We start from the raw sequence: 17,651 nt of genomic DNA, 5'->3' as shown, positions 1-17,651 counted from the left end.
CATAATTCAATAGAAAAATCTTCTTTTCAAACTGGAAAGGGTATTTGTATAATTTAGACACAAACGAAAAGGAAGGATGATTTATATGGTGACAGAAAAAGAATTAGAATTATTAGCTTGTCTTGAAAAGAGTAGTCGATTATCTGTAGATACATTAGCGAAGCTGTTAAATATAGAGGTAGAAGAAGTAAAGAAGATGGTTGCGAGGTTAGAAAATGAAAAGATTATTGTGGATTATGTAACACATATTGATTGGACGAAGGTGAAAGAACATACAGGTTTAACGGCGATGATCGATGTGAAAGTTACGCCAAAGCATGGCGTTGGGTTTGATGCGGTTGCTGAACAAATTTATCGTTATTCAGAAGTGAAATCCGTTTATTTAATGTCAGGGACATATGATCTTTCTATTACATTAGAAGGGAAAACGATGGGGGAAGTAGCGATGTTTGTTTCTGAGAAATTAGCAACAATTGAATCTGTCGTTTCTACAACTACTCATTTCATTTTGAAGAAGTATAAACATGAGGGCGTTATTTATGAAAAAGACGATGATGATAAGCGAATTGTGGTGACACCATGAAGCAATTTGAACTATCTAGATCAGCAGAATCTTTAAAACCATCTGGTATTCGAAAATTTTTCGATTTAGCAGCAAATATGAAAGGTGTTATCTCCCTCGGGGTAGGAGAGCCAGATTTTGTTACACCTTGGAATGTAAGGCAAGCATGTATTCGTTCTTTGGAACAAGGGTATACGTCATATACAGCAAATGCAGGATTATTGGAGCTCCGTCAAGAAATAGCAAAGTATCTAAAAAAACAATTTGCAGTATCTTATGATCCAAGTGATGAAATCATTGTTACAGTTGGAGCGAGCCAGGCGTTAGATGTAGCGATGCGCGCCATTATAAATCCTGATGATGAAGTGCTCATTATTGAACCGAGCTTCGTTTCTTATGCACCACTTGTGACATTAGCTGGAGGAGTTCCGGTTCCTGTGGCGACTACGTTAGAAAACGAGTTTAAAGTACAACCAGAACAAATTGAAGCAGCTATTACAGCGAAAACAAAGGCAATTTTGCTTTGTTCACCAAATAACCCGACAGGTGCAATGCTAAATAAATCCGAGCTTGAAGAAATAGCAGTGATTGTTGAGAAGTACAATTTAATCGTATTATCTGATGAAATTTATGCAGAACTTGTATACGACGAAGTATATACAAGTTTTGCGAGTATTAAAAATATGCGTGAGCATACGATTTTAATTTCAGGATTTTCAAAGGGATTTGCGATGACAGGATGGCGCCTCGGTATGATTGCAGCTCCTGTTCAATTTTCAGAATTAATGCTCAAAATCCATCAGTATTCAATGATGTGTGCACCGACGATGTCTCAGTTTGCAGCACTTGAGGCGTTACGCGCAGGGAACGATGAAGTAATTCGAATGAGAGATAGCTATAAGAAGCGTCGTAACTTCATAACGACATCTTTCAATGAAATGGGCTTAACGTGTCATGTGCCGGGCGGAGCATTTTATGTGTTTCCTTCTATATCCTCAACCGGATTATCTTCAGCGGAATTTGCAGAACAGTTATTGCTGGAAGAAAAAGTGGCCGTTGTTCCTGGTAGCGTATTTGGCGAAAGTGGTGAAGGATTTATTCGTTGTTCATATGCGACGTCGCTTGAACAACTTATGGAAGCAATGAAGAGAATGGAACGGTTTGTAGAAAATAAAAAAAGGACAAAACGTAATACGTTTTGTCCATAAAAGGGGGGGAATACTAGAAAGCCATGTGTTAGTAGTCTATCCCAATATTGGAGAATTATACTTCTTTAAGGGAAATTTTTCATGAATTTTGAATGAGTTCTGTCATAGTGGTATAATTTACTAATATAAGGTATACGCATTCTAGATATCATTATCTAGAATGCGTACTAACCAATCGGATATTTAAAATAAATATATCTGCTTTGCTCTCTATAATTGTAGAGAGAATGGTAAACGTATGGGAGTGTTTCATATGTCAGAACAATATACAACAGGAGTGGTTGTAACAGGGAAAGTGACTGGAATTCAAGATTACGGTGCATTTGTAGCGTTAGATGCAGAAACACAAGGACTTGTGCATATATCTGAAATTACAAATGGATATGTAAAGGATATTCATGACTTTTTAAAAGTCGGCGATACAGTAGAAGTAAAGGTACTTTCAATTGATGAAGAGCACAGAAAAATGAGTTTATCGTTAAAAGCGGCGAAAAGAAAACAAGGAAGGATTCTTATACCGAACCCATCTGAAAACGGATTTAATACGCTGCGAGAAAAGTTGGCAGAATGGATTGAAGAGTCCGAGTTAACAAAGTAAAAGAGGAACGCATATGAGCGTTCCTCTTTTACTTTATCTTATGATATATATTTGCAAATATGATTGCATGCAATCATATTCGTATGTCGGAGGTGAAAGGACATACTGATTATCGAATTTCGTTTGTTTCTGGGTGCGTACCAAGATTTTCAGATGGTTTAAACAGTAAACCAAGGTTGATAAGCCCAGATATACCAACGATGCCGTAAATAATACGTGCAAGAGCTGAATTTTGTCCGCCGAAAATGGCTGCTACTAAGTCAAACTGGAAAAATCCGATTAGTCCCCAGTTCACAGCGCCAATTACAGTAAAGACTAATGCGATACGTTGCAGAGTACTCATGAAAAAGCCCCCCTTAATTGTGAAGCATGAGCAAGCGATGAGTTAATTAACTCTTTTATAGAATGGGGTAGTTATGTTGTTTTTATACATAAAAAATGTTCGAAAAAGGATGTATATACATCTATACCGAAAAATGCGAATTTTTATGCAAAAAATGAACTTTTTCTAAAAATTATATATTGGTTACGTTTACAATGTTTGAATCGCTTGATTTACAACTTCAGTTTCGCTAAAGTGAATACAGAAATACATATCCATAATTGGAGGGAAAAAGATGAGTACACATGTAACGTTCGACTATTCTAAAGCGTTATCCTTCATCGGTGAACATGAAATCACTTATTTACGTGATGCAGTGAAAGTAACACATCACGCAATCCACGAAAAAACTGGAGCTGGGAACGATTTCCTTGGGTGGGTAGACCTTCCGCTTCAATATGACAAAGAAGAATTCGCTCGCATTCAAAAATGCGCAGAAAAAATTAAAAATGACTCTGACATTTTACTTGTTGTAGGTATTGGTGGTTCTTACCTAGGAGCACGCGCAGCAATCGAAATGTTAAGCCATTCTTTCTACAACACGCTATCTAAAGAACAACGTAAAACTCCACAAGTGCTATTTGTTGGACAAAACATTAGCTCCACTTACATGAAAGATTTAATGGACGTATTAGAAGGTAAAGACTTCTCTATTAACGTTATTTCCAAATCAGGTACAACAACAGAGCCAGCACTAGCATTCCGTATTTTCCGTAAGTTATTAGAAGAGAAGTATGGAAAAGAAGAAGCTCGCAAACGTATTTATGCAACTACAGATAAAGCGCGTGGTGCATTAAAAACATTAGCTGATAACGAAGGTTACGAAACATTCGTTATTCCAGATGATGTTGGAGGACGTTTCTCTGTATTAACGCCAGTTGGTTTATTACCAATCGCAGTAAGTGGCTTGAATATTGAAGAGATGATGAAAGGTGCAGCTGCTGGTCATGATGACTTCGGAACATCAGAACTAGAAGAAAACCCAGCTTACCAATATGCAGTAGTTCGTAACGCTTTATACAATAAAGGAAAAACAATTGAAATGCTTGTTAACTATGAGCCAGCACTTCAATACTTCGCTGAGTGGTGGAAACAGTTATTTGGTGAAAGTGAAGGAAAAGATCAAAAAGGTATTTTCCCATCTTCAGCAAACTTCTCAACTGACTTACACTCATTAGGTCAATACGTTCAAGAAGGTCGTCGTGACTTATTTGAAACAGTTCTTAAAGTAGGTAAATCTACACATGAACTAACAATCGAATTAGAAGACAACGATTTAGACGGATTAAACTACCTTGCTGGTGAAACTGTAGACTTCGTAAACACAAAAGCATATGAAGGTACATTACTTGCACATAGCGATGGCGGAGTACCAAACTTAATCGTAAATATTCCTGAATTAAATGAGTATACATTCGGTTACCTTGTATACTTCTTCGAAAAAGCATGTGCGATGAGCGGCTACTTATTAGGCGTAAATCCATTTGATCAACCTGGCGTAGAAGCATACAAGAAAAACATGTTTGCTTTACTTGGTAAACCAGGATTTGAAGAATTAAAAGCAGAATTAGAAGAGCGTTTAAAATAATAAAAAGCGACCGGAATCCGGTCGCTTTTTATTATTTTATCGAAAAGTCCATCAGTATATTCAAACTAGAGTGGGTATGCTAAAGGAAAAGTCTTGGAGGGATGGGCTTGATTCCGATTCAATCAAATTTAGAAGGACGTACATATGCGTTATATAAATTAGAAGAGGTTATGAAACCACTTGGATATAGTATTGGTGGTAATTGGGATTATGATAAAGGATGCTTCGATTACAAAATCGATGAAGAAGATGGGTATCAATTTTTACGAGTGCCGTTTACAGCAGTAGATGGTGAACTAGATGTTCCTGGTGTAGTAGTCCGTCTTGAAACGCCGTATATTCTTTCGCACGTATATCAAGACGAACTAGATGATAATGTGAATACTTTAACTGCGGGAACGAGTGGGATGGATCAATTTGCTGAACCGAAAGATCCAGATGCAGATGTGAAAAGAAAATATATCAATATTGGAAAAGTGCTCATGAGGGAACTAGAAAAACATTTTCTTAATGGTGAATAACAATTAGTATGTCGCTTTCGATAAGAATGAAGGTATGGACTGGGTTAATCATATATTGATCGTCACGCTTTATACCTAGTAAGAGAATGTTTCGTTTTAAAAGGGTATAGCTACAATTTGCAAAGGTTTGTCCGGTGCAGGATGGAGAAAGCTCCATCAGTTGTAATTTATTATCAGAGATTTCATCGTAAAGTGAGAATAGTACACCTGAAATAGAAGGGAATAAAAGAGAAGCGGTAAATACATAACTCGTTAATTTATTTCCTTCTATAATTTCTGACGCGCCAGCTCTCGTTGCATTTTGAATTTGTTCAGTAGTAAGTAGTTCGGCGATGCAGTGAATGCTTGGATTGAGTCCTTTTGCAGTTAAAATATTTAAAATGGACTGTGTATCTGCTAAGCTTTCGTTCTTTTCTTTATCCGCTGTTATTAATATGGTGTGTGCCGTTTCAATATTAGCCTTTAATAAAGTTTGATCGTGATGCGGACAACCTTTTATAAATTCTAAATGATGAAAGGGTTTTGGAAGTAAAGAAAGTGTTTCATCAATTAAAACGATATCAAGGTTTGGTTGTAGTACATGCATTTGCTTTACAACATGTTTTGCACGCTCATTCCAGCCAACGATAATCATATGACCGTTAGAGGTAGCGGCTTCTTCACCTTTAATTTTCATATATTGTTTACTGATCATCTCAGTAGCGAATAGAACCATATAATAAGAACAAAAGCCAGTTCCTAATAAAATAATACTTATACCTATTAGTTTTCCTATCGTTGTATGGGGAGCAAAGTCGCCATATCCAACTGTAAAAATGGTAACGATTGACCACCAAATTCCGTCAAACCATGTAGTGAAATGAGAGGGTTCTAATCTATGTATAAGAAAACCAGAAAAAGCAGTGAATACAATAATAAAACAAATTAAACGAAAAATAATGGAATCACGAAATGTATCTACTAAATTCGGACGGGATTTCAATAGTAAATTCCTCCTTGTTTTGCAGGATTACATTCATTGTTACCATTATAGAAAAAAGAAAAACTCTCTAATTAAAGAGAGTTTGTTTTATGCTACATACTTTCCACTTCAGTTTGTTGGACACTTTCAAGATGTTGGAGAGCATAGTAAACATCAGCGGTATGTCTTTTTTGATCAATGGACAGTTTAAGATGTAAATAGTGAGAACCGTTTTCTAATGTTTTAAGCTTCATATTTTTAACTTTTATATCCATTTCTTTTATCTCTTCGATTACAACCGGGATATTGTCCATATTTCGCACAACAAGTTTCACTGCAATATCACGTTGGCGAAATGACCTAGGACCTACAAACTTCATTGTCAATGGTATCAGTTCGACACTAATCATAAGAAAACACATTCCGAAAATTGCCTCGATATAGAAACCAGCTCCAACGGCAATACCAATACCAGAAGCACCCCAGATCATAGCGGCAGTCGTGAGCCCTGCAATGCTATCGTTGCCTCTTCTTAAAATTACGCCAGCACCTAAAAAACCAATTCCTGATACAATTTGAGCGGCAAGTCGAAGTGGATCCATATTCATATGATCGGTATGTGGTAAGTTATAAGCTGCTTTAATAGAAACAATCGTTAGGAGGCAACTAATAATAGAAATAACTAAACACGTTTTTAAACCAAGTGGTTTCCGTTTTAATTCGCGTTCTAAACCAATGGCAAATCCTAAAATAGCCGAGAGACCTAGTTTGATTAATAAATCGGTATAGTCCATATGTATTCCTCCTTGTATGATATGGTATATGAATAAAACGTTTATTATAGAAAGAAACGTTTTTTGATAGAGTAACTTTATATAAAATATATGTAGGAATTACTCATACATGAAAGAGATATTTCGTTTAAGTATATGATATTAAAAAAGAAATGTGGGCAGTTTTAAAAAAAGTTTATAAAAGGTGTTGCATTTCATTTTTTACCATGATATATTAATAACCGTCGCTGATGCGGAAACGCAGAAAACGACAAAAAAGAAATTAAAAAACTTAGTTGACATCGAAAAACGAAGATGTTAACATAAGGAAGTCGCAAATGAGCGACCAAGTAGTTCTTTGAAAACTGAACGAAACAAACAACGTGAAACGTCAATTTTTATTTTTAGATGCTAGACAAACTAACTTTATTGGAGAGTTTGATCCTGGCTCAGGATGAACGCTGGCGGCGTGCCTAATACATGCAAGTCGAGCGAATGGATTAAGAGCTTGCTCTTATGAAGTTAGCGGCGGACGGGTGAGTAACACGTGGGTAACCTGCCCATAAGACTGGGATAACTCCGGGAAACCGGGGCTAATACCGGATAATATTTTGAACTGCATGGTTCGAAATTGAAAGGCGGCTTCGGCTGTCACTTATGGATGGACCCGCGTCGCATTAGCTAGTTGGTGAGGTAACGGCTCACCAAGGCAACGATGCGTAGCCGACCTGAGAGGGTGATCGGCCACACTGGGACTGAGACACGGCCCAGACTCCTACGGGAGGCAGCAGTAGGGAATCTTCCGCAATGGACGAAAGTCTGACGGAGCAACGCCGCGTGAGTGATGAAGGCTTTCGGGTCGTAAAACTCTGTTGTTAGGGAAGAACAAGTGCTAGTTGAATAAGCTGGCACCTTGACGGTACCTAACCAGAAAGCCACGGCTAACTACGTGCCAGCAGCCGCGGTAATACGTAGGTGGCAAGCGTTATCCGGAATTATTGGGCGTAAAGCGCGCGCAGGTGGTTTCTTAAGTCTGATGTGAAAGCCCACGGCTCAACCGTGGAGGGTCATTGGAAACTGGGAGACTTGAGTGCAGAAGAGGAAAGTGGAATTCCATGTGTAGCGGTGAAATGCGTAGAGATATGGAGGAACACCAGTGGCGAAGGCGACTTTCTGGTCTGTAACTGACACTGAGGCGCGAAAGCGTGGGGAGCAAACAGGATTAGATACCCTGGTAGTCCACGCCGTAAACGATGAGTGCTAAGTGTTAGAGGGTTTCCGCCCTTTAGTGCTGAAGTTAACGCATTAAGCACTCCGCCTGGGGAGTACGGCCGCAAGGCTGAAACTCAAAGGAATTGACGGGGGCCCGCACAAGCGGTGGAGCATGTGGTTTAATTCGAAGCAACGCGAAGAACCTTACCAGGTCTTGACATCCTCTGAAAATCCTAGAGATAGGGCTTCTCCTTCGGGAGCAGAGTGACAGGTGGTGCATGGTTGTCGTCAGCTCGTGTCGTGAGATGTTGGGTTAAGTCCCGCAACGAGCGCAACCCTTGATCTTAGTTGCCATCATTAAGTTGGGCACTCTAAGGTGACTGCCGGTGACAAACCGGAGGAAGGTGGGGATGACGTCAAATCATCATGCCCCTTATGACCTGGGCTACACACGTGCTACAATGGACGGTACAAAGAGCTGCAAGACCGCGAGGTGGAGCTAATCTCATAAAACCGTTCTCAGTTCGGATTGTAGGCTGCAACTCGCCTACATGAAGCTGGAATCGCTAGTAATCGCGGATCAGCATGCCGCGGTGAATAAGTTCCCGGGCCTTGTACACACCGCCCGTCACACCACGAGAGTTTGTAACACCCGAAGTCGGTGGGGTAACCTTTATGGAGCCAGCCGCCTAAGGTGGGACAGATGATTGGGGTGAAGTCGTAACAAGGTAGCCGTATCGGAAGGTGCGGCTGGATCACCTCCTTTCTATGGAGAATTGATGAACGCTGTTCATCAATATAAGTTTCCGTGTTTCGTTTTGTTCAGTTTTGAGAGAACTATCTCTCATATATAAATGTATGTTCTTTGAAAACTAGATAACAGTGTAGCTCATATTTTTTTAATTTTTAGTTTGGTTAAGTTAGAAAGGGCGCACGGTGGATGCCTTGACACTAGGAGTCGATGAAGGACGGGACTAACGCCGATATGCTTCGGGGAGCTGTAAGTAAGCTTTGATCCGAAGATTTCCGAATGGGGAAACCCACTATACGTAATGGTATGGTATCCTTACCTGAATACATAGGGTATGGAAGACAGACCCAGGGAACTGAAACATCTAAGTACCTGGAGGAAGAGAAAGCAAATGCGATTTCCTGAGTAGCGGCGAGCGAAACGGAACATAGCCCAAACCAAGAGGCTTGCCTCTTGGGGTTGTAGGACATTCTATACGGAGTTACAAAGGAACGAGGTAGACGAAGCGACCTGGAAAGGTCCGTCGTAGAGGGTAACAACCCCGTAGTCGAAACTTCGTTCTCTCTTGAATGTATCCTGAGTACGGCGGAACACGTGAAATTCCGTCGGAATCTGGGAGGACCATCTCCCAAGGCTAAATACTCCCTAGTGATCGATAGTGAACCAGTACCGTGAGGGAAAGGTGAAAAGCACCCCGGAAGGGGAGTGAAAGAGATCCTGAAACCGTGTGCCTACAAATAGTCAGAGCCCGTTAATGGGTGATGGCGTGCCTTTTGTAGAATGAACCGGCGAGTTACGATCCCGTGCGAGGTTAAGCTGAAGAGGCGGAGCCGCAGCGAAAGCGAGTCTGAATAGGGCGTTTAGTACGTGGTCGTAGACCCGAAACCAGGTGATCTACCCATGTCCAGGGTGAAGTTCAGGTAACACTGAATGGAGGCCCGAACCCACGCACGTTGAAAAGTGCGGGGATGAGGTGTGGGTAGCGGAGAAATTCCAATCGAACCTGGAGATAGCTGGTTCTCCCCGAAATAGCTTTAGGGCTAGCCTTAAGTGTAAGAGTCTTGGAGGTAGAGCACTGATTGAACTAGGGGTCCTCATCGGATTACCGAATTCAGTCAAACTCCGAATGCCAATGACTTATCCTTAGGAGTCAGACTGCGAGTGATAAGATCCGTAGTCAAGAGGGAAACAGCCCAGATCGCCAGCTAAGGTCCCAAAGTGTGTATTAAGTGGAAAAGGATGTGGAGTTGCTTAGACAACTAGGATGTTGGCTTAGAAGCAGCCACCATTTAAAGAGTGCGTAATAGCTCACTAGTCGAGTGACTCTGCGCCGAAAATGTACCGGGGCTAAATACACCACCGAAGCTGCGAATTGATACCAATGGTATCAGTGGTAGGGGAGCGTTCTAAGTGCAGTGAAGTCAGACCGGAAGGACTGGTGGAGCGCTTAGAAGTGAGAATGCCGGTATGAGTAGCGAAAGACGGGTGAGAATCCCGTCCACCGAATGCCTAAGGTTTCCTGAGGAAGGCTCGTCCGCTCAGGGTTAGTCAGGACCTAAGCCGAGGCCGACAGGCGTAGGCGATGGACAACAGGTTGATATTCCTGTACCACCTCTTTATCGTTTGAGCAATGGAGGGACGCAGAAGGATAGAAGAAGCGTGCGATTGGTTGTGCACGTCCAAGCAGTTAGGCTGATAAGTAGGCAAATCCGCTTATCGTGAAGGCTGAGCTGTGATGGGGAAGCTCCTTATGGAGCGAAGTCTTTGATTCCCCGCTGCCAAGAAAAGCTTCTAGCGAGATAAAAGGTGCCTGTACCGCAAACCGACACAGGTAGGCGAGGAGAGAATCCTAAGGTGTGCGAGAGAACTCTGGTTAAGGAACTCGGCAAAATGACCCCGTAACTTCGGGAGAAGGGGTGCTTTCTTAACGGAAAGCCGCAGTGAATAGGCCCAAGCGACTGTTTAGCAAAAACACAGCTCTCTGCGAAGCCGTAAGGCGAAGTATAGGGGGTGACACCTGCCCGGTGCTGGAAGGTTAAGGAGAGGGGTTAGCGTAAGCGAAGCTCTGAACTGAAGCCCCAGTAAACGGCGGCCGTAACTATAACGGTCCTAAGGTAGCGAAATTCCTTGTCGGGTAAGTTCCGACCCGCACGAAAGGTGTAACGATTTGGGCACTGTCTCAACCAGAGACTCGGTGAAATTATAGTACCTGTGAAGATGCAGGTTACCCGCGACAGGACGGAAAGACCCCGTGGAGCTTTACTGTAGCCTGATATTGAATTTTGGTACAGTTTGTACAGGATAGGCGGGAGCCATTGAAACCGGAGCGCTAGCTTCGGTGGAGGCGCTGGTGGGATACCGCCCTGACTGTATTGAAATTCTAACCTACGGGTCTTATCGACCCGGGAGACAGTGTCAGGTGGGCAGTTTGACTGGGGCGGTCGCCTCCTAAAGTGTAACGGAGGCGCCCAAAGGTTCCCTCAGAATGGTTGGAAATCATTCGTAGAGTGCAAAGGCATAAGGGAGCTTGACTGCGAGACCTACAAGTCGAGCAGGGACGAAAGTCGGGCTTAGTGATCCGGTGGTTCCGCATGGAAGGGCCATCGCTCAACGGATAAAAGCTACCCCGGGGATAACAGGCTTATCTCCCCCAAGAGTCCACATCGACGGGGAGGTTTGGCACCTCGATGTCGGCTCATCGCATCCTGGGGCTGTAGTCGGTCCCAAGGGTTGGGCTGTTCGCCCATTAAAGCGGTACGCGAGCTGGGTTCAGAACGTCGTGAGACAGTTCGGTCCCTATCCGTCGTGGGCGTAGGAAATTTGAGAGGAGCTGTCCTTAGTACGAGAGGACCGGGATGGACGCACCGCTGGTGTACCAGTTGTTCTGCCAAGGGCATAGCTGGGTAGCTATGTGCGGAAGGGATAAGTGCTGAAAGCATCTAAGCATGAAGCCCCCCTCAAGATGAGATTTCCCATAGCGTAAGCTAGTAAGATCCCTGAAAGATGATCAGGTTGATAGGTTCGAGGTGGAAGCATGGTGACATGTGGAGCTGACGAATACTAATAGATCGAGGACTTAACCATATAATATGAAGCAATGTTATCTAGTTTTGAAAGAATATAAAAAAACTTGTTGACTTTAGAAGTTAAACGAGTTACAATAATTCTTGTCTTAAATGAATACAGTCTGGTAATGATGGCAGAGAGGTCACACCCGTTCCCATACCGAACACGGAAGTTAAGCTCTCTAGCGCCGATGGTAGTTGGGACCTTGTCCCTGTGAGAGTAGGACGTTGCCAGGCAAATGGAGGATTAGCTCAGCTGGGAGAGCACCTGCCTTACAAGCAGGGGGTCGGCGGTTCGATCCCGTCATCCTCCACCATTTAGCCGACTTAGCTCAATTGGTAGAGCAACTGACTTGTAATCAGTAGGTTGGGGGTTCAAGTCCTCTAGTCGGCACCAGAAAATCATGGCGGTTGTGGCGAAGTGGTTAACGCACCGGATTGTGGCTCCGGCATTCGTGGGTTCGATTCCCATCAGTCGCCCCATTTTTTCTTAAAATATTAATATGCGGGTGTGGCGGAATTGGCAGACGCACTAGACTTAGGATCTAGCGCCTTTGGCGTGGGGGTTCGACTCCCTTCACCCGCACTTTTAATAAAATATCTCAAACATGTCTTGCGGAAGTAGTTCAGTGGTAGAATACAACCTTGCCAAGGTTGGGGTCGCGGGTTCGAATCCCGTCTTCCGCTCCAATTTTCAATATGACATGCCGGGGTGGCGGAACAGGCAGACGCACAGGACTTAAAATCCTGCGGTGGGTGACCACCGTGCGGGTTCGACCCCCGCCCTCGGCACCATATGCGCCCGTAGCTCAATTGGATAGAGCGTTTGACTACGGATCAAGAGGTTAGGGGTTCGACTCCTCTCGGGCGCGCTTTTATTAACGGGAAGTGGCTCAGCTTGGTAGAGCACCTGGTTTGGGACCAGGGGGTCGCAGGTTCAAATCCTGTCTTCCCGATATTCCCAAAAACATGGGGCCTTAGCTCAGCTGGGAGAGCGCCTGCCTTGCACGCAGGAGGTCAGCGGTTCGATCCCGCTAGGCTCCACTTATTTTAATATCATTTATGGCGGTGTAGCTCAGCTGGCTAGAGCGTACGGTTCATACCCGTGAGGTCGGGGGTTCGATCCCCTCCGCCGCTACCATAAAGGACCTTTAGCTCAGCTGGTTAGAGCAGACGGCTCATAACCGTCCGGTCGTAGGTTCGAGTCCTACAAGGTCCACCACTAAAGGTTTATATCTCGGAGGTATACCCAAGTTCGGCTGAAGGGATCGGTCTTGAAAACCGACAGGCGGCGAGAGTCGCGCGGGGGTTCGAATCCCTCTACCTCCTCCATTTTTTCTTAAATTACATATTATATCATCGCGGGGTGGAGCAGTACGGTAGCTCGTCGGGCTCATAACCCGAAGGTCGCAGGTTCAAATCCTGTCCCCGCAACCAAATGGTCCCGTGGTGTAGTGGTTAACATGCCTGCCTGTCACGCAGGAGATCGCCGGTTCGACCCCGGTCGGGACCGCCATTTTAATAAGGCTCGGTAGCTCAGTCGGTAGAGCAGAGGACTGAAAATCCTCGTGTCGGCGGTTCGATTCCGTCCCGAGCCACCATTTTGAAGTCGCAAGCCGGCTTAGCTCAATTGGTAGAGCAACTGACTTGTAATCAGTAGGTTGGGGGTTCAAGTCCTCTAGCCGGCACCACTTTCAAAATGAGCCATTAGCTCAGTTGGTAGAGCATCTGACTTTTAATCAGAGGGTCGAAGGTTCGAATCCTTCATGGCTCACCATTTTCAATTTAATGCGGGTGTAGTTTAGTGGTAAAACAAGAGCCTTCCAAGCTCTGGTCGAGAGTTCGATTCTCTTCACCCGCTTTTCAATTATGGGCCTATAGCTCAGCTGGTTAGAGCGCACGCCTGATAAGCGTGAGGTCGATGGTTCGAGTCCATTTAGGCCCACCATAATTGTTCCGCAGTAGCTCAGTGGTAGAGCTATCGGCTGTTAACCGATCGGTCGTAGGTTCGAGTCCTACCTGCGGAGCCATATTATAGAGAAGTACCCAAGTGGCTCAAGGGGCTCCCCTGCTAAGGGAGTAGATCGCGAACGCGGTGCGAGGGTTCGAATCCCTTCTTCTCTGCCAGAACTGGCCCGTTGGTCAAGTGGTTAAGACACCGCCCTTTCACGGCGGTAACACGGGTTCGAATCCCGTACGGGTCATACTAAAAGAGATAGCATAATCTGCTATCTCTTTTTTGTTGTGTATAGATATAGAAGAAGCTATAACAGATTATAAATAATAAATTTTAAAAAGTTATATCAATTTAAATAGGATTACCTCTTCTTATACATAAGAAGAGGTAATCCTATTTTTTGAATATGTTTTAACCCTCTGCTGAATGCCCATCCGGTTTCATAACAGCATGACTATATGCGGAGTGAAGAGTTTTGTATCCTAAAAGTGCAATAGTTAAGGCAAGGCCTCCGGCTATAATGGCCACACTAAATCCTGCCCGAGCTCCAAAGTTATCAATAACTAAACCAGCTATCGCTGATCCTAGGGAGACTCCAATTCCAAGTCCTGTAATTGCCCAAGTCATTCCTTCGGTTATTTTTGATTCAGGTACGATTTTTTCCACAAGTCCCATGGTAATAATCATAGTAGGAGCGACAGATAACCCTGCAAAGAAAACAATAACTACTAGCCAAGTAATAGTGTTTACGAAAACTAGTGGCAGCATTGTTATCATGGATAGTGTGACTGCTATTAAAAATTGATTATAGGGTGGAGTACTGAGTTTAAGGGTACCGAAAATTAGACCTGCAAGGCATGAACCGATTGCATAGACAGAAAGTACAAAGCTAGCAGCTACGGTGTTTCCTTGATGTTCAGCAAAAGCTACACTAACGACATCTATTGTGCCAAATATAGTACCTATGGCGATGAGTGTGAATACTAGTACTCGCAAAGAACCGATTTTAAACACTGTTCCTTTGTTTGTAATGTCATGAGGGTGTACAGGCGGTTCTGTGCTTTTTTGCATGGTGAATAGGCATACCCCAATTGTAAGAAAAACAGATGATAAAAGTGGGCCCGCTTCTGGGAAGAACATAACACTTAAACTGACAGATAATACAGGACCAATGATGAAGCAAATTTCGTCGACGACCGATTCGAAGGAAAATGCTGTATGCAATTTATGGGATCCACGGTATAGTTTAGTCCAACGTGCACGCACCATGGCTGACATGTTGGGCATACAACCTGCACATAAGGCGGATAGAAATAGCGTCCAATAAGGAGCTTCATATTTCGTACATAGGAGTAAGAGGATCGTAAAGAAAACACTGATACCTGTAGTCGGAAGAAGTATGCGAGATTGCCCTAATTGATCGGCCATCCGAGAAATATGAGGAGCTAGTAAAGCTGATGATAATGTAAAGGTGGCTGCAACAGCTCCAGCAAGCCAATAGTCACCACGTAACTGAGATAACATTGTAACAATACCTATGCCCATCATTGATATAGGCATCCGAGCTATAAATCCTGCTAATGAGAATCCTTTTGTACCAGGAGCACTGAAAATTTCGCGGTAGGAATTAAACATGATAATCACCAAAGTATTTGACGTTTACATATACATTCTTCATTCTTTTAACTCCTCCTCTGTTTCATTAATACCTTCTATAAAAAGGGACAGTGAGTCAATGTAGGATATAGGTAAGAAGTTATATTATCTTGTAAGCTAGAAACAATTGACATACGCACCGTATGCCAATATCATATTAACATACGGTGCGTATGTCAATTAGAAAGTTTTATCGTTGGGTAGAGAGCTAACGATAAAAGGAGTTATTCTTTTACATAGAGAACGATACTATAATAGGATTCATTTTGAATAAAGAGAATGAATAGAAGTAGGAGGAAAAGATGGGTAGAAAAACAAGAGAAGAAATGATCATTGAAACACGTGCAAAATTGCTAAGTGCAGCAAGAGAGGCTTTTGGTACAGTTGGATATGTAAACACGTCTATGGATGATTTTACAGCATCTGTCGGTTTAACACGTGGTGCAATTTATCATCATTTTGGTGATAAAAAAGGATTGTTAGAAGCGGTTGTAAAAGAAATTGATATGGAAATGGATAATAAATTAGGAAAAGTATCAGATGAGGCGGAAGGAAAATGGGAAGGGTTTGTTGGGCGTTGTCGTGCGTATTTATCAATGGCACTTAATCCAGAGATCCAGCGAATTGTACTTCGTGATGCACCAGCAGTATTAGGAACTAGTTATTATCAATCATCACAGTCACAATGTTTAGTGACGATGGCGGAGATGCTTCAGCAACTAATGAAGGACTCTATTATTGAAAACACGGATTGTGAAGCATTAGCAAGATTCATAAATGGCGGACTAGTGGACCTTGCTTGTTGGATTGCGAATTCTGAAGATGCAGAGATGCATTTGTCTAAAGCTTTGCGTAGCCTATCACTTATATTGGATGGTTTATTACTAGAAAAGAATGCATGATTTTAACTGATATTTTTTTATTAATATAGGGTAATGGTTAAAAGGGAGGTGTTAAAGAATATGCTAATTGATTTATTTCACTGTATTCTATATAGGCCAACTAACGTCCATTTTGTAAGGCGATAATGTGTTAGTTTAATCTTATAATACGATTTCTTTTTCGACTATTAGGATTTGGATTATAAAAAATGAATTTGGTTACAGGGAATAATCGAATCACACTATTTTTATTCACAATCTAAAGAAAACGCCTCCATTGAAATGGATTCCACACCTATTCTAATAACTTTACACTCTATGTGAAAAAGTTCACAAATAGGTCATAATTTGTGAAGTAATTCACAATAATACGTGCTACAATATGAATGTAAAGAAGTTAAACAACATTAAATTAGTATTTTAATTAATTACTTAAATAATCATAAAAAATATATGTGAACAATAGAGAGGGGAAATTAACATGAAAAAAGGTATCAATCGTGTAGTATTAGTAGGAACAGGAGCTGTAGGTTGTAGTTACGCTTACTCAATGATCAACCAAGGTGTAGCTGAAGAATTCGTATTAGTAGATGTTAATGAAGCAAAAGCAGAAGGGGAAGCAATGGACTTAAGCCATGCGGTACCATTCTCACCATCACCGACAAAAGTTTGGAGCGGTAGCTATGCAGATTGTAAAGATGCAGATTTAGTAGTTATCACTGCTGGATTACCACAAAAGCCAGGTGAAACTCGTTTAGACTTAGTTGAGAAAAATACAAAGATCTTTAAACAAATCGTTCGCGGCATTATGGATAGCGGATTCGATGGAATCTTCTTAATCGCAACTAACCCAGTTGATATTTTAACTTACGTAACTTGGAAAGAATCTGGTTTACCGAAAGAGCGCGTAATCGGTTCTGGTACTACTTTAGACTCTGCTCGTTTCCGTTACATGTTAGGTGACTACTTAGATGTAGATCCACGTAACGTTCATGCTTACATCGTTGGTGAACACGGTGACACTGAACTTCCAGTATGGAGCCACGCTACTATCGGTGTACAAAAACTAGAAACAATCTTAGCTAACAACGAACAGTACAATCAAGAAGACTTAGATAAAATCTTCGAAAATGTACGTGATGCAGCTTACCATATCATCGAGCGTAAAGGTGCAACTTACTACGGAATCGGTATGTCACTACTTCGTGTAACTAAAGCAATCTTAAACAATGAGAACAGCGTATTAACTGTATCTGCATACCTTGAAGGTCAATACGGTGAAAAAGATGCTTACGTAGGTGTTCCAGCTGTAATTAACCGCGAAGGTGTACGTGAAATCGTAGAACTTGAGCTAAATGAAGATGAAAAAGCGAAATTCGCTCATTCTGTAAAAGTATTAAAAGAAACAATGGCACCAGTACTATAATAATTGCTAAATAATTCAGAGGTGGGAAACTGCTTCTTACCTCTGAACTTATATAATTTAATATAAATTCCTTTTCCGGTTTCCCTTGTATATCCCCAATATACCCCTTT

11 protein-coding genes, 22 tRNA genes and 3 rRNA genes are annotated in these 17,651 nt (G+C 42.2%); 32 read left to right on the top strand and 4 right to left on the bottom strand.

The window, feature by feature from the left end; genetic code table 11:
- Positions 1-85 precede the first annotated feature (85 nt).
- The 3 genes from AC241_RS24385 (at position 86) to yugI (ending at position 2,368) form a co-directional block, all read left to right on the top strand.
- Positions 86-583 (top strand): Lrp/AsnC family transcriptional regulator, encoded by a 498-nt coding sequence (locus AC241_RS24385; protein ID WP_000255696.1) that lies wholly within the window; start codon positions 86-88, stop codon positions 581-583.
- Positions 580-1,770 carry an aminotransferase gene (locus tag AC241_RS24380; RefSeq protein WP_050844638.1) on the top strand — a complete coding sequence of 397 codons (1,191 nt, stop codon included), beginning with the start codon at positions 580-582 and terminating at the stop codon, positions 1,768-1,770. The genes AC241_RS24385 and AC241_RS24380 overlap by 4 nt, the downstream gene beginning before the upstream one ends.
- A gap of 253 nt (positions 1,771-2,023) precedes the next feature.
- Positions 2,024-2,368, top strand: a complete 345-nt coding sequence (gene yugI / locus AC241_RS24375) for a S1 domain-containing post-transcriptional regulator GSP13 (protein WP_000003764.1) — start codon at positions 2,024-2,026, stop codon at positions 2,366-2,368.
- 109 nt (positions 2,369-2,477) lie between these two features.
- Here yugI and AC241_RS24370 read toward each other — a convergent pair whose 3' ends face one another.
- Positions 2,478-2,711 (bottom strand): DUF378 domain-containing protein, encoded by a 234-nt coding sequence (locus AC241_RS24370; protein WP_000105788.1) that lies wholly within the window; start codon positions 2,709-2,711, stop codon positions 2,478-2,480.
- A 274-nt stretch (positions 2,712-2,985) separates the two neighbouring features.
- Here AC241_RS24370 and AC241_RS24360 point away from each other — a divergent pair, with 274 nt between their 5' ends.
- Both AC241_RS24360 and AC241_RS24355 read left to right on the top strand, forming a co-directional pair.
- Positions 2,986-4,338 carry a glucose-6-phosphate isomerase gene (locus tag AC241_RS24360; protein ID WP_000103664.1) on the top strand — a complete coding sequence of 451 codons (1,353 nt, stop codon included), beginning with the start codon at positions 2,986-2,988 and terminating at the stop codon, positions 4,336-4,338.
- A 107-nt stretch (positions 4,339-4,445) separates the two neighbouring features.
- Positions 4,446-4,859 carry a YugN-like family protein gene (locus AC241_RS24355; RefSeq protein ID WP_016079894.1) on the top strand — a complete coding sequence of 138 codons (414 nt, stop codon included), beginning with the start codon at positions 4,446-4,448 and terminating at the stop codon, positions 4,857-4,859.
- On the opposite strand, the gene AC241_RS24350 is transcribed toward AC241_RS24355, so the two are convergent.
- Together AC241_RS24350 and AC241_RS24345 are read right to left on the bottom strand one after the other, a co-directional pair.
- Complete coding sequence (locus AC241_RS24350; protein WP_050844637.1) at positions 4,846-5,841, bottom strand: potassium channel family protein; 996 nt, start codon at positions 5,839-5,841, stop codon at positions 4,846-4,848. The two genes, AC241_RS24355 and AC241_RS24350, sit on opposite strands and share 14 nt — an antisense overlap.
- Before the next feature lie 92 nt (positions 5,842-5,933).
- Entirely contained in the window at positions 5,934-6,614 is a 681-nt protein-coding gene (locus AC241_RS24345; protein ID WP_043937535.1) for an MgtC/SapB family protein, read from the bottom strand.
- Positions 6,615-7,019: 405 nt separating this feature from the next.
- Between AC241_RS24345 and AC241_RS24340 the strand changes: the two genes are divergently transcribed.
- From AC241_RS24340 to AC241_RS24220, 25 genes are all read left to right on the top strand, one after another.
- Positions 7,020-8,571: ribosomal RNA gene (locus tag AC241_RS24340) — 16S ribosomal RNA — on the top strand.
- 147 nt (positions 8,572-8,718) lie between these two features.
- Positions 8,719-11,640 (top strand): 23S ribosomal RNA (locus tag AC241_RS24335).
- A 102-nt stretch (positions 11,641-11,742) separates the two neighbouring features.
- Positions 11,743-11,858 (top strand): 5S ribosomal RNA (gene rrf / locus AC241_RS24330).
- The 16S, 23S and 5S rRNA genes sit together here with 22 tRNA genes alongside, the layout of an rRNA operon.
- A gap of 4 nt (positions 11,859-11,862) precedes the next feature.
- Positions 11,863-11,938 (top strand) — tRNA-Val (locus tag AC241_RS24325).
- Positions 11,939-11,942: 4 nt separating this feature from the next.
- Positions 11,943-12,018: transfer RNA gene (locus AC241_RS24320), tRNA-Thr, on the top strand.
- 10 nt (positions 12,019-12,028) lie between these two features.
- A tRNA-His gene (locus AC241_RS24315) sits at positions 12,029-12,104 on the top strand.
- A gap of 22 nt (positions 12,105-12,126) precedes the next feature.
- A tRNA-Leu gene (locus tag AC241_RS24310) sits at positions 12,127-12,207 on the top strand.
- A 29-nt stretch (positions 12,208-12,236) separates the two neighbouring features.
- A tRNA-Gly gene (locus AC241_RS24305) sits at positions 12,237-12,311 on the top strand.
- A gap of 16 nt (positions 12,312-12,327) precedes the next feature.
- A tRNA-Leu gene (locus tag AC241_RS24300) sits at positions 12,328-12,416 on the top strand.
- A 3-nt stretch (positions 12,417-12,419) separates the two neighbouring features.
- A tRNA-Arg gene (locus AC241_RS24295) sits at positions 12,420-12,493 on the top strand.
- Between the two features lie 10 nt (positions 12,494-12,503).
- Positions 12,504-12,577: transfer RNA gene (locus AC241_RS24290), tRNA-Pro, on the top strand.
- 15 nt (positions 12,578-12,592) lie between these two features.
- A tRNA-Ala gene (locus AC241_RS24285) sits at positions 12,593-12,665 on the top strand.
- 20 nt (positions 12,666-12,685) lie between these two features.
- Positions 12,686-12,762 (top strand) — tRNA-Met (locus AC241_RS24280).
- Between the two features lie 4 nt (positions 12,763-12,766).
- Positions 12,767-12,843, top strand: a tRNA-Ile gene (locus tag AC241_RS24275).
- A gap of 17 nt (positions 12,844-12,860) precedes the next feature.
- Positions 12,861-12,953 (top strand) — tRNA-Ser (locus tag AC241_RS24270).
- A 28-nt stretch (positions 12,954-12,981) separates the two neighbouring features.
- A tRNA-Met gene (locus tag AC241_RS24265) sits at positions 12,982-13,058 on the top strand.
- Positions 13,059-13,061: 3 nt separating this feature from the next.
- A tRNA-Asp gene (locus tag AC241_RS24260) sits at positions 13,062-13,137 on the top strand.
- Positions 13,138-13,146: 9 nt separating this feature from the next.
- Positions 13,147-13,222 (top strand) — tRNA-Phe (locus tag AC241_RS24255).
- Between the two features lie 14 nt (positions 13,223-13,236).
- Positions 13,237-13,312, top strand: a tRNA-Thr gene (locus AC241_RS24250).
- A gap of 10 nt (positions 13,313-13,322) precedes the next feature.
- Positions 13,323-13,398: transfer RNA gene (locus AC241_RS24245), tRNA-Lys, on the top strand.
- Positions 13,399-13,411: 13 nt separating this feature from the next.
- Positions 13,412-13,482, top strand: a tRNA-Gly gene (locus tag AC241_RS24240).
- Positions 13,483-13,492: 10 nt separating this feature from the next.
- A tRNA-Ile gene (locus AC241_RS24235) sits at positions 13,493-13,569 on the top strand.
- A 7-nt stretch (positions 13,570-13,576) separates the two neighbouring features.
- Positions 13,577-13,651 (top strand) — tRNA-Asn (locus tag AC241_RS24230).
- 6 nt (positions 13,652-13,657) lie between these two features.
- A tRNA-Ser gene (locus tag AC241_RS24225) sits at positions 13,658-13,748 on the top strand.
- Between the two features lie 5 nt (positions 13,749-13,753).
- A tRNA-Glu gene (locus tag AC241_RS24220) sits at positions 13,754-13,825 on the top strand.
- A gap of 164 nt (positions 13,826-13,989) precedes the next feature.
- Here the strand turns inward: AC241_RS24220 and AC241_RS24215 are convergent.
- A complete protein-coding gene (locus AC241_RS24215) occupies positions 13,990-15,213 on the bottom strand; it encodes an MFS transporter (RefSeq protein ID WP_043935173.1) in 1,224 nt (407 codons plus the stop codon).
- Between the two features lie 323 nt (positions 15,214-15,536).
- Between AC241_RS24215 and AC241_RS24210 the strand changes: the two genes are divergently transcribed.
- Entirely contained in the window at positions 15,537-16,136 is a 600-nt protein-coding gene (locus AC241_RS24210; protein WP_043935174.1) for a TetR/AcrR family transcriptional regulator, read from the top strand.
- A 460-nt stretch (positions 16,137-16,596) separates the two neighbouring features.
- Entirely contained in the window at positions 16,597-17,541 is a 945-nt protein-coding gene (locus AC241_RS24205; RefSeq protein ID WP_000715346.1) for an L-lactate dehydrogenase, read from the top strand.
- Positions 17,542-17,651: the final 110 nt, after the last annotated feature.

Origin of the sequence: Bacillus thuringiensis, assembly GCF_001182785.1 — a bacterium.
GTDB lineage: Bacteria > Bacillota > Bacilli > Bacillales > Bacillaceae_G > Bacillus_A > Bacillus_A thuringiensis_S.
The sequence above is the reverse complement of the archived record's forward strand: the minus strand, read 5'-3'. Positions and strand labels throughout refer to the sequence as shown.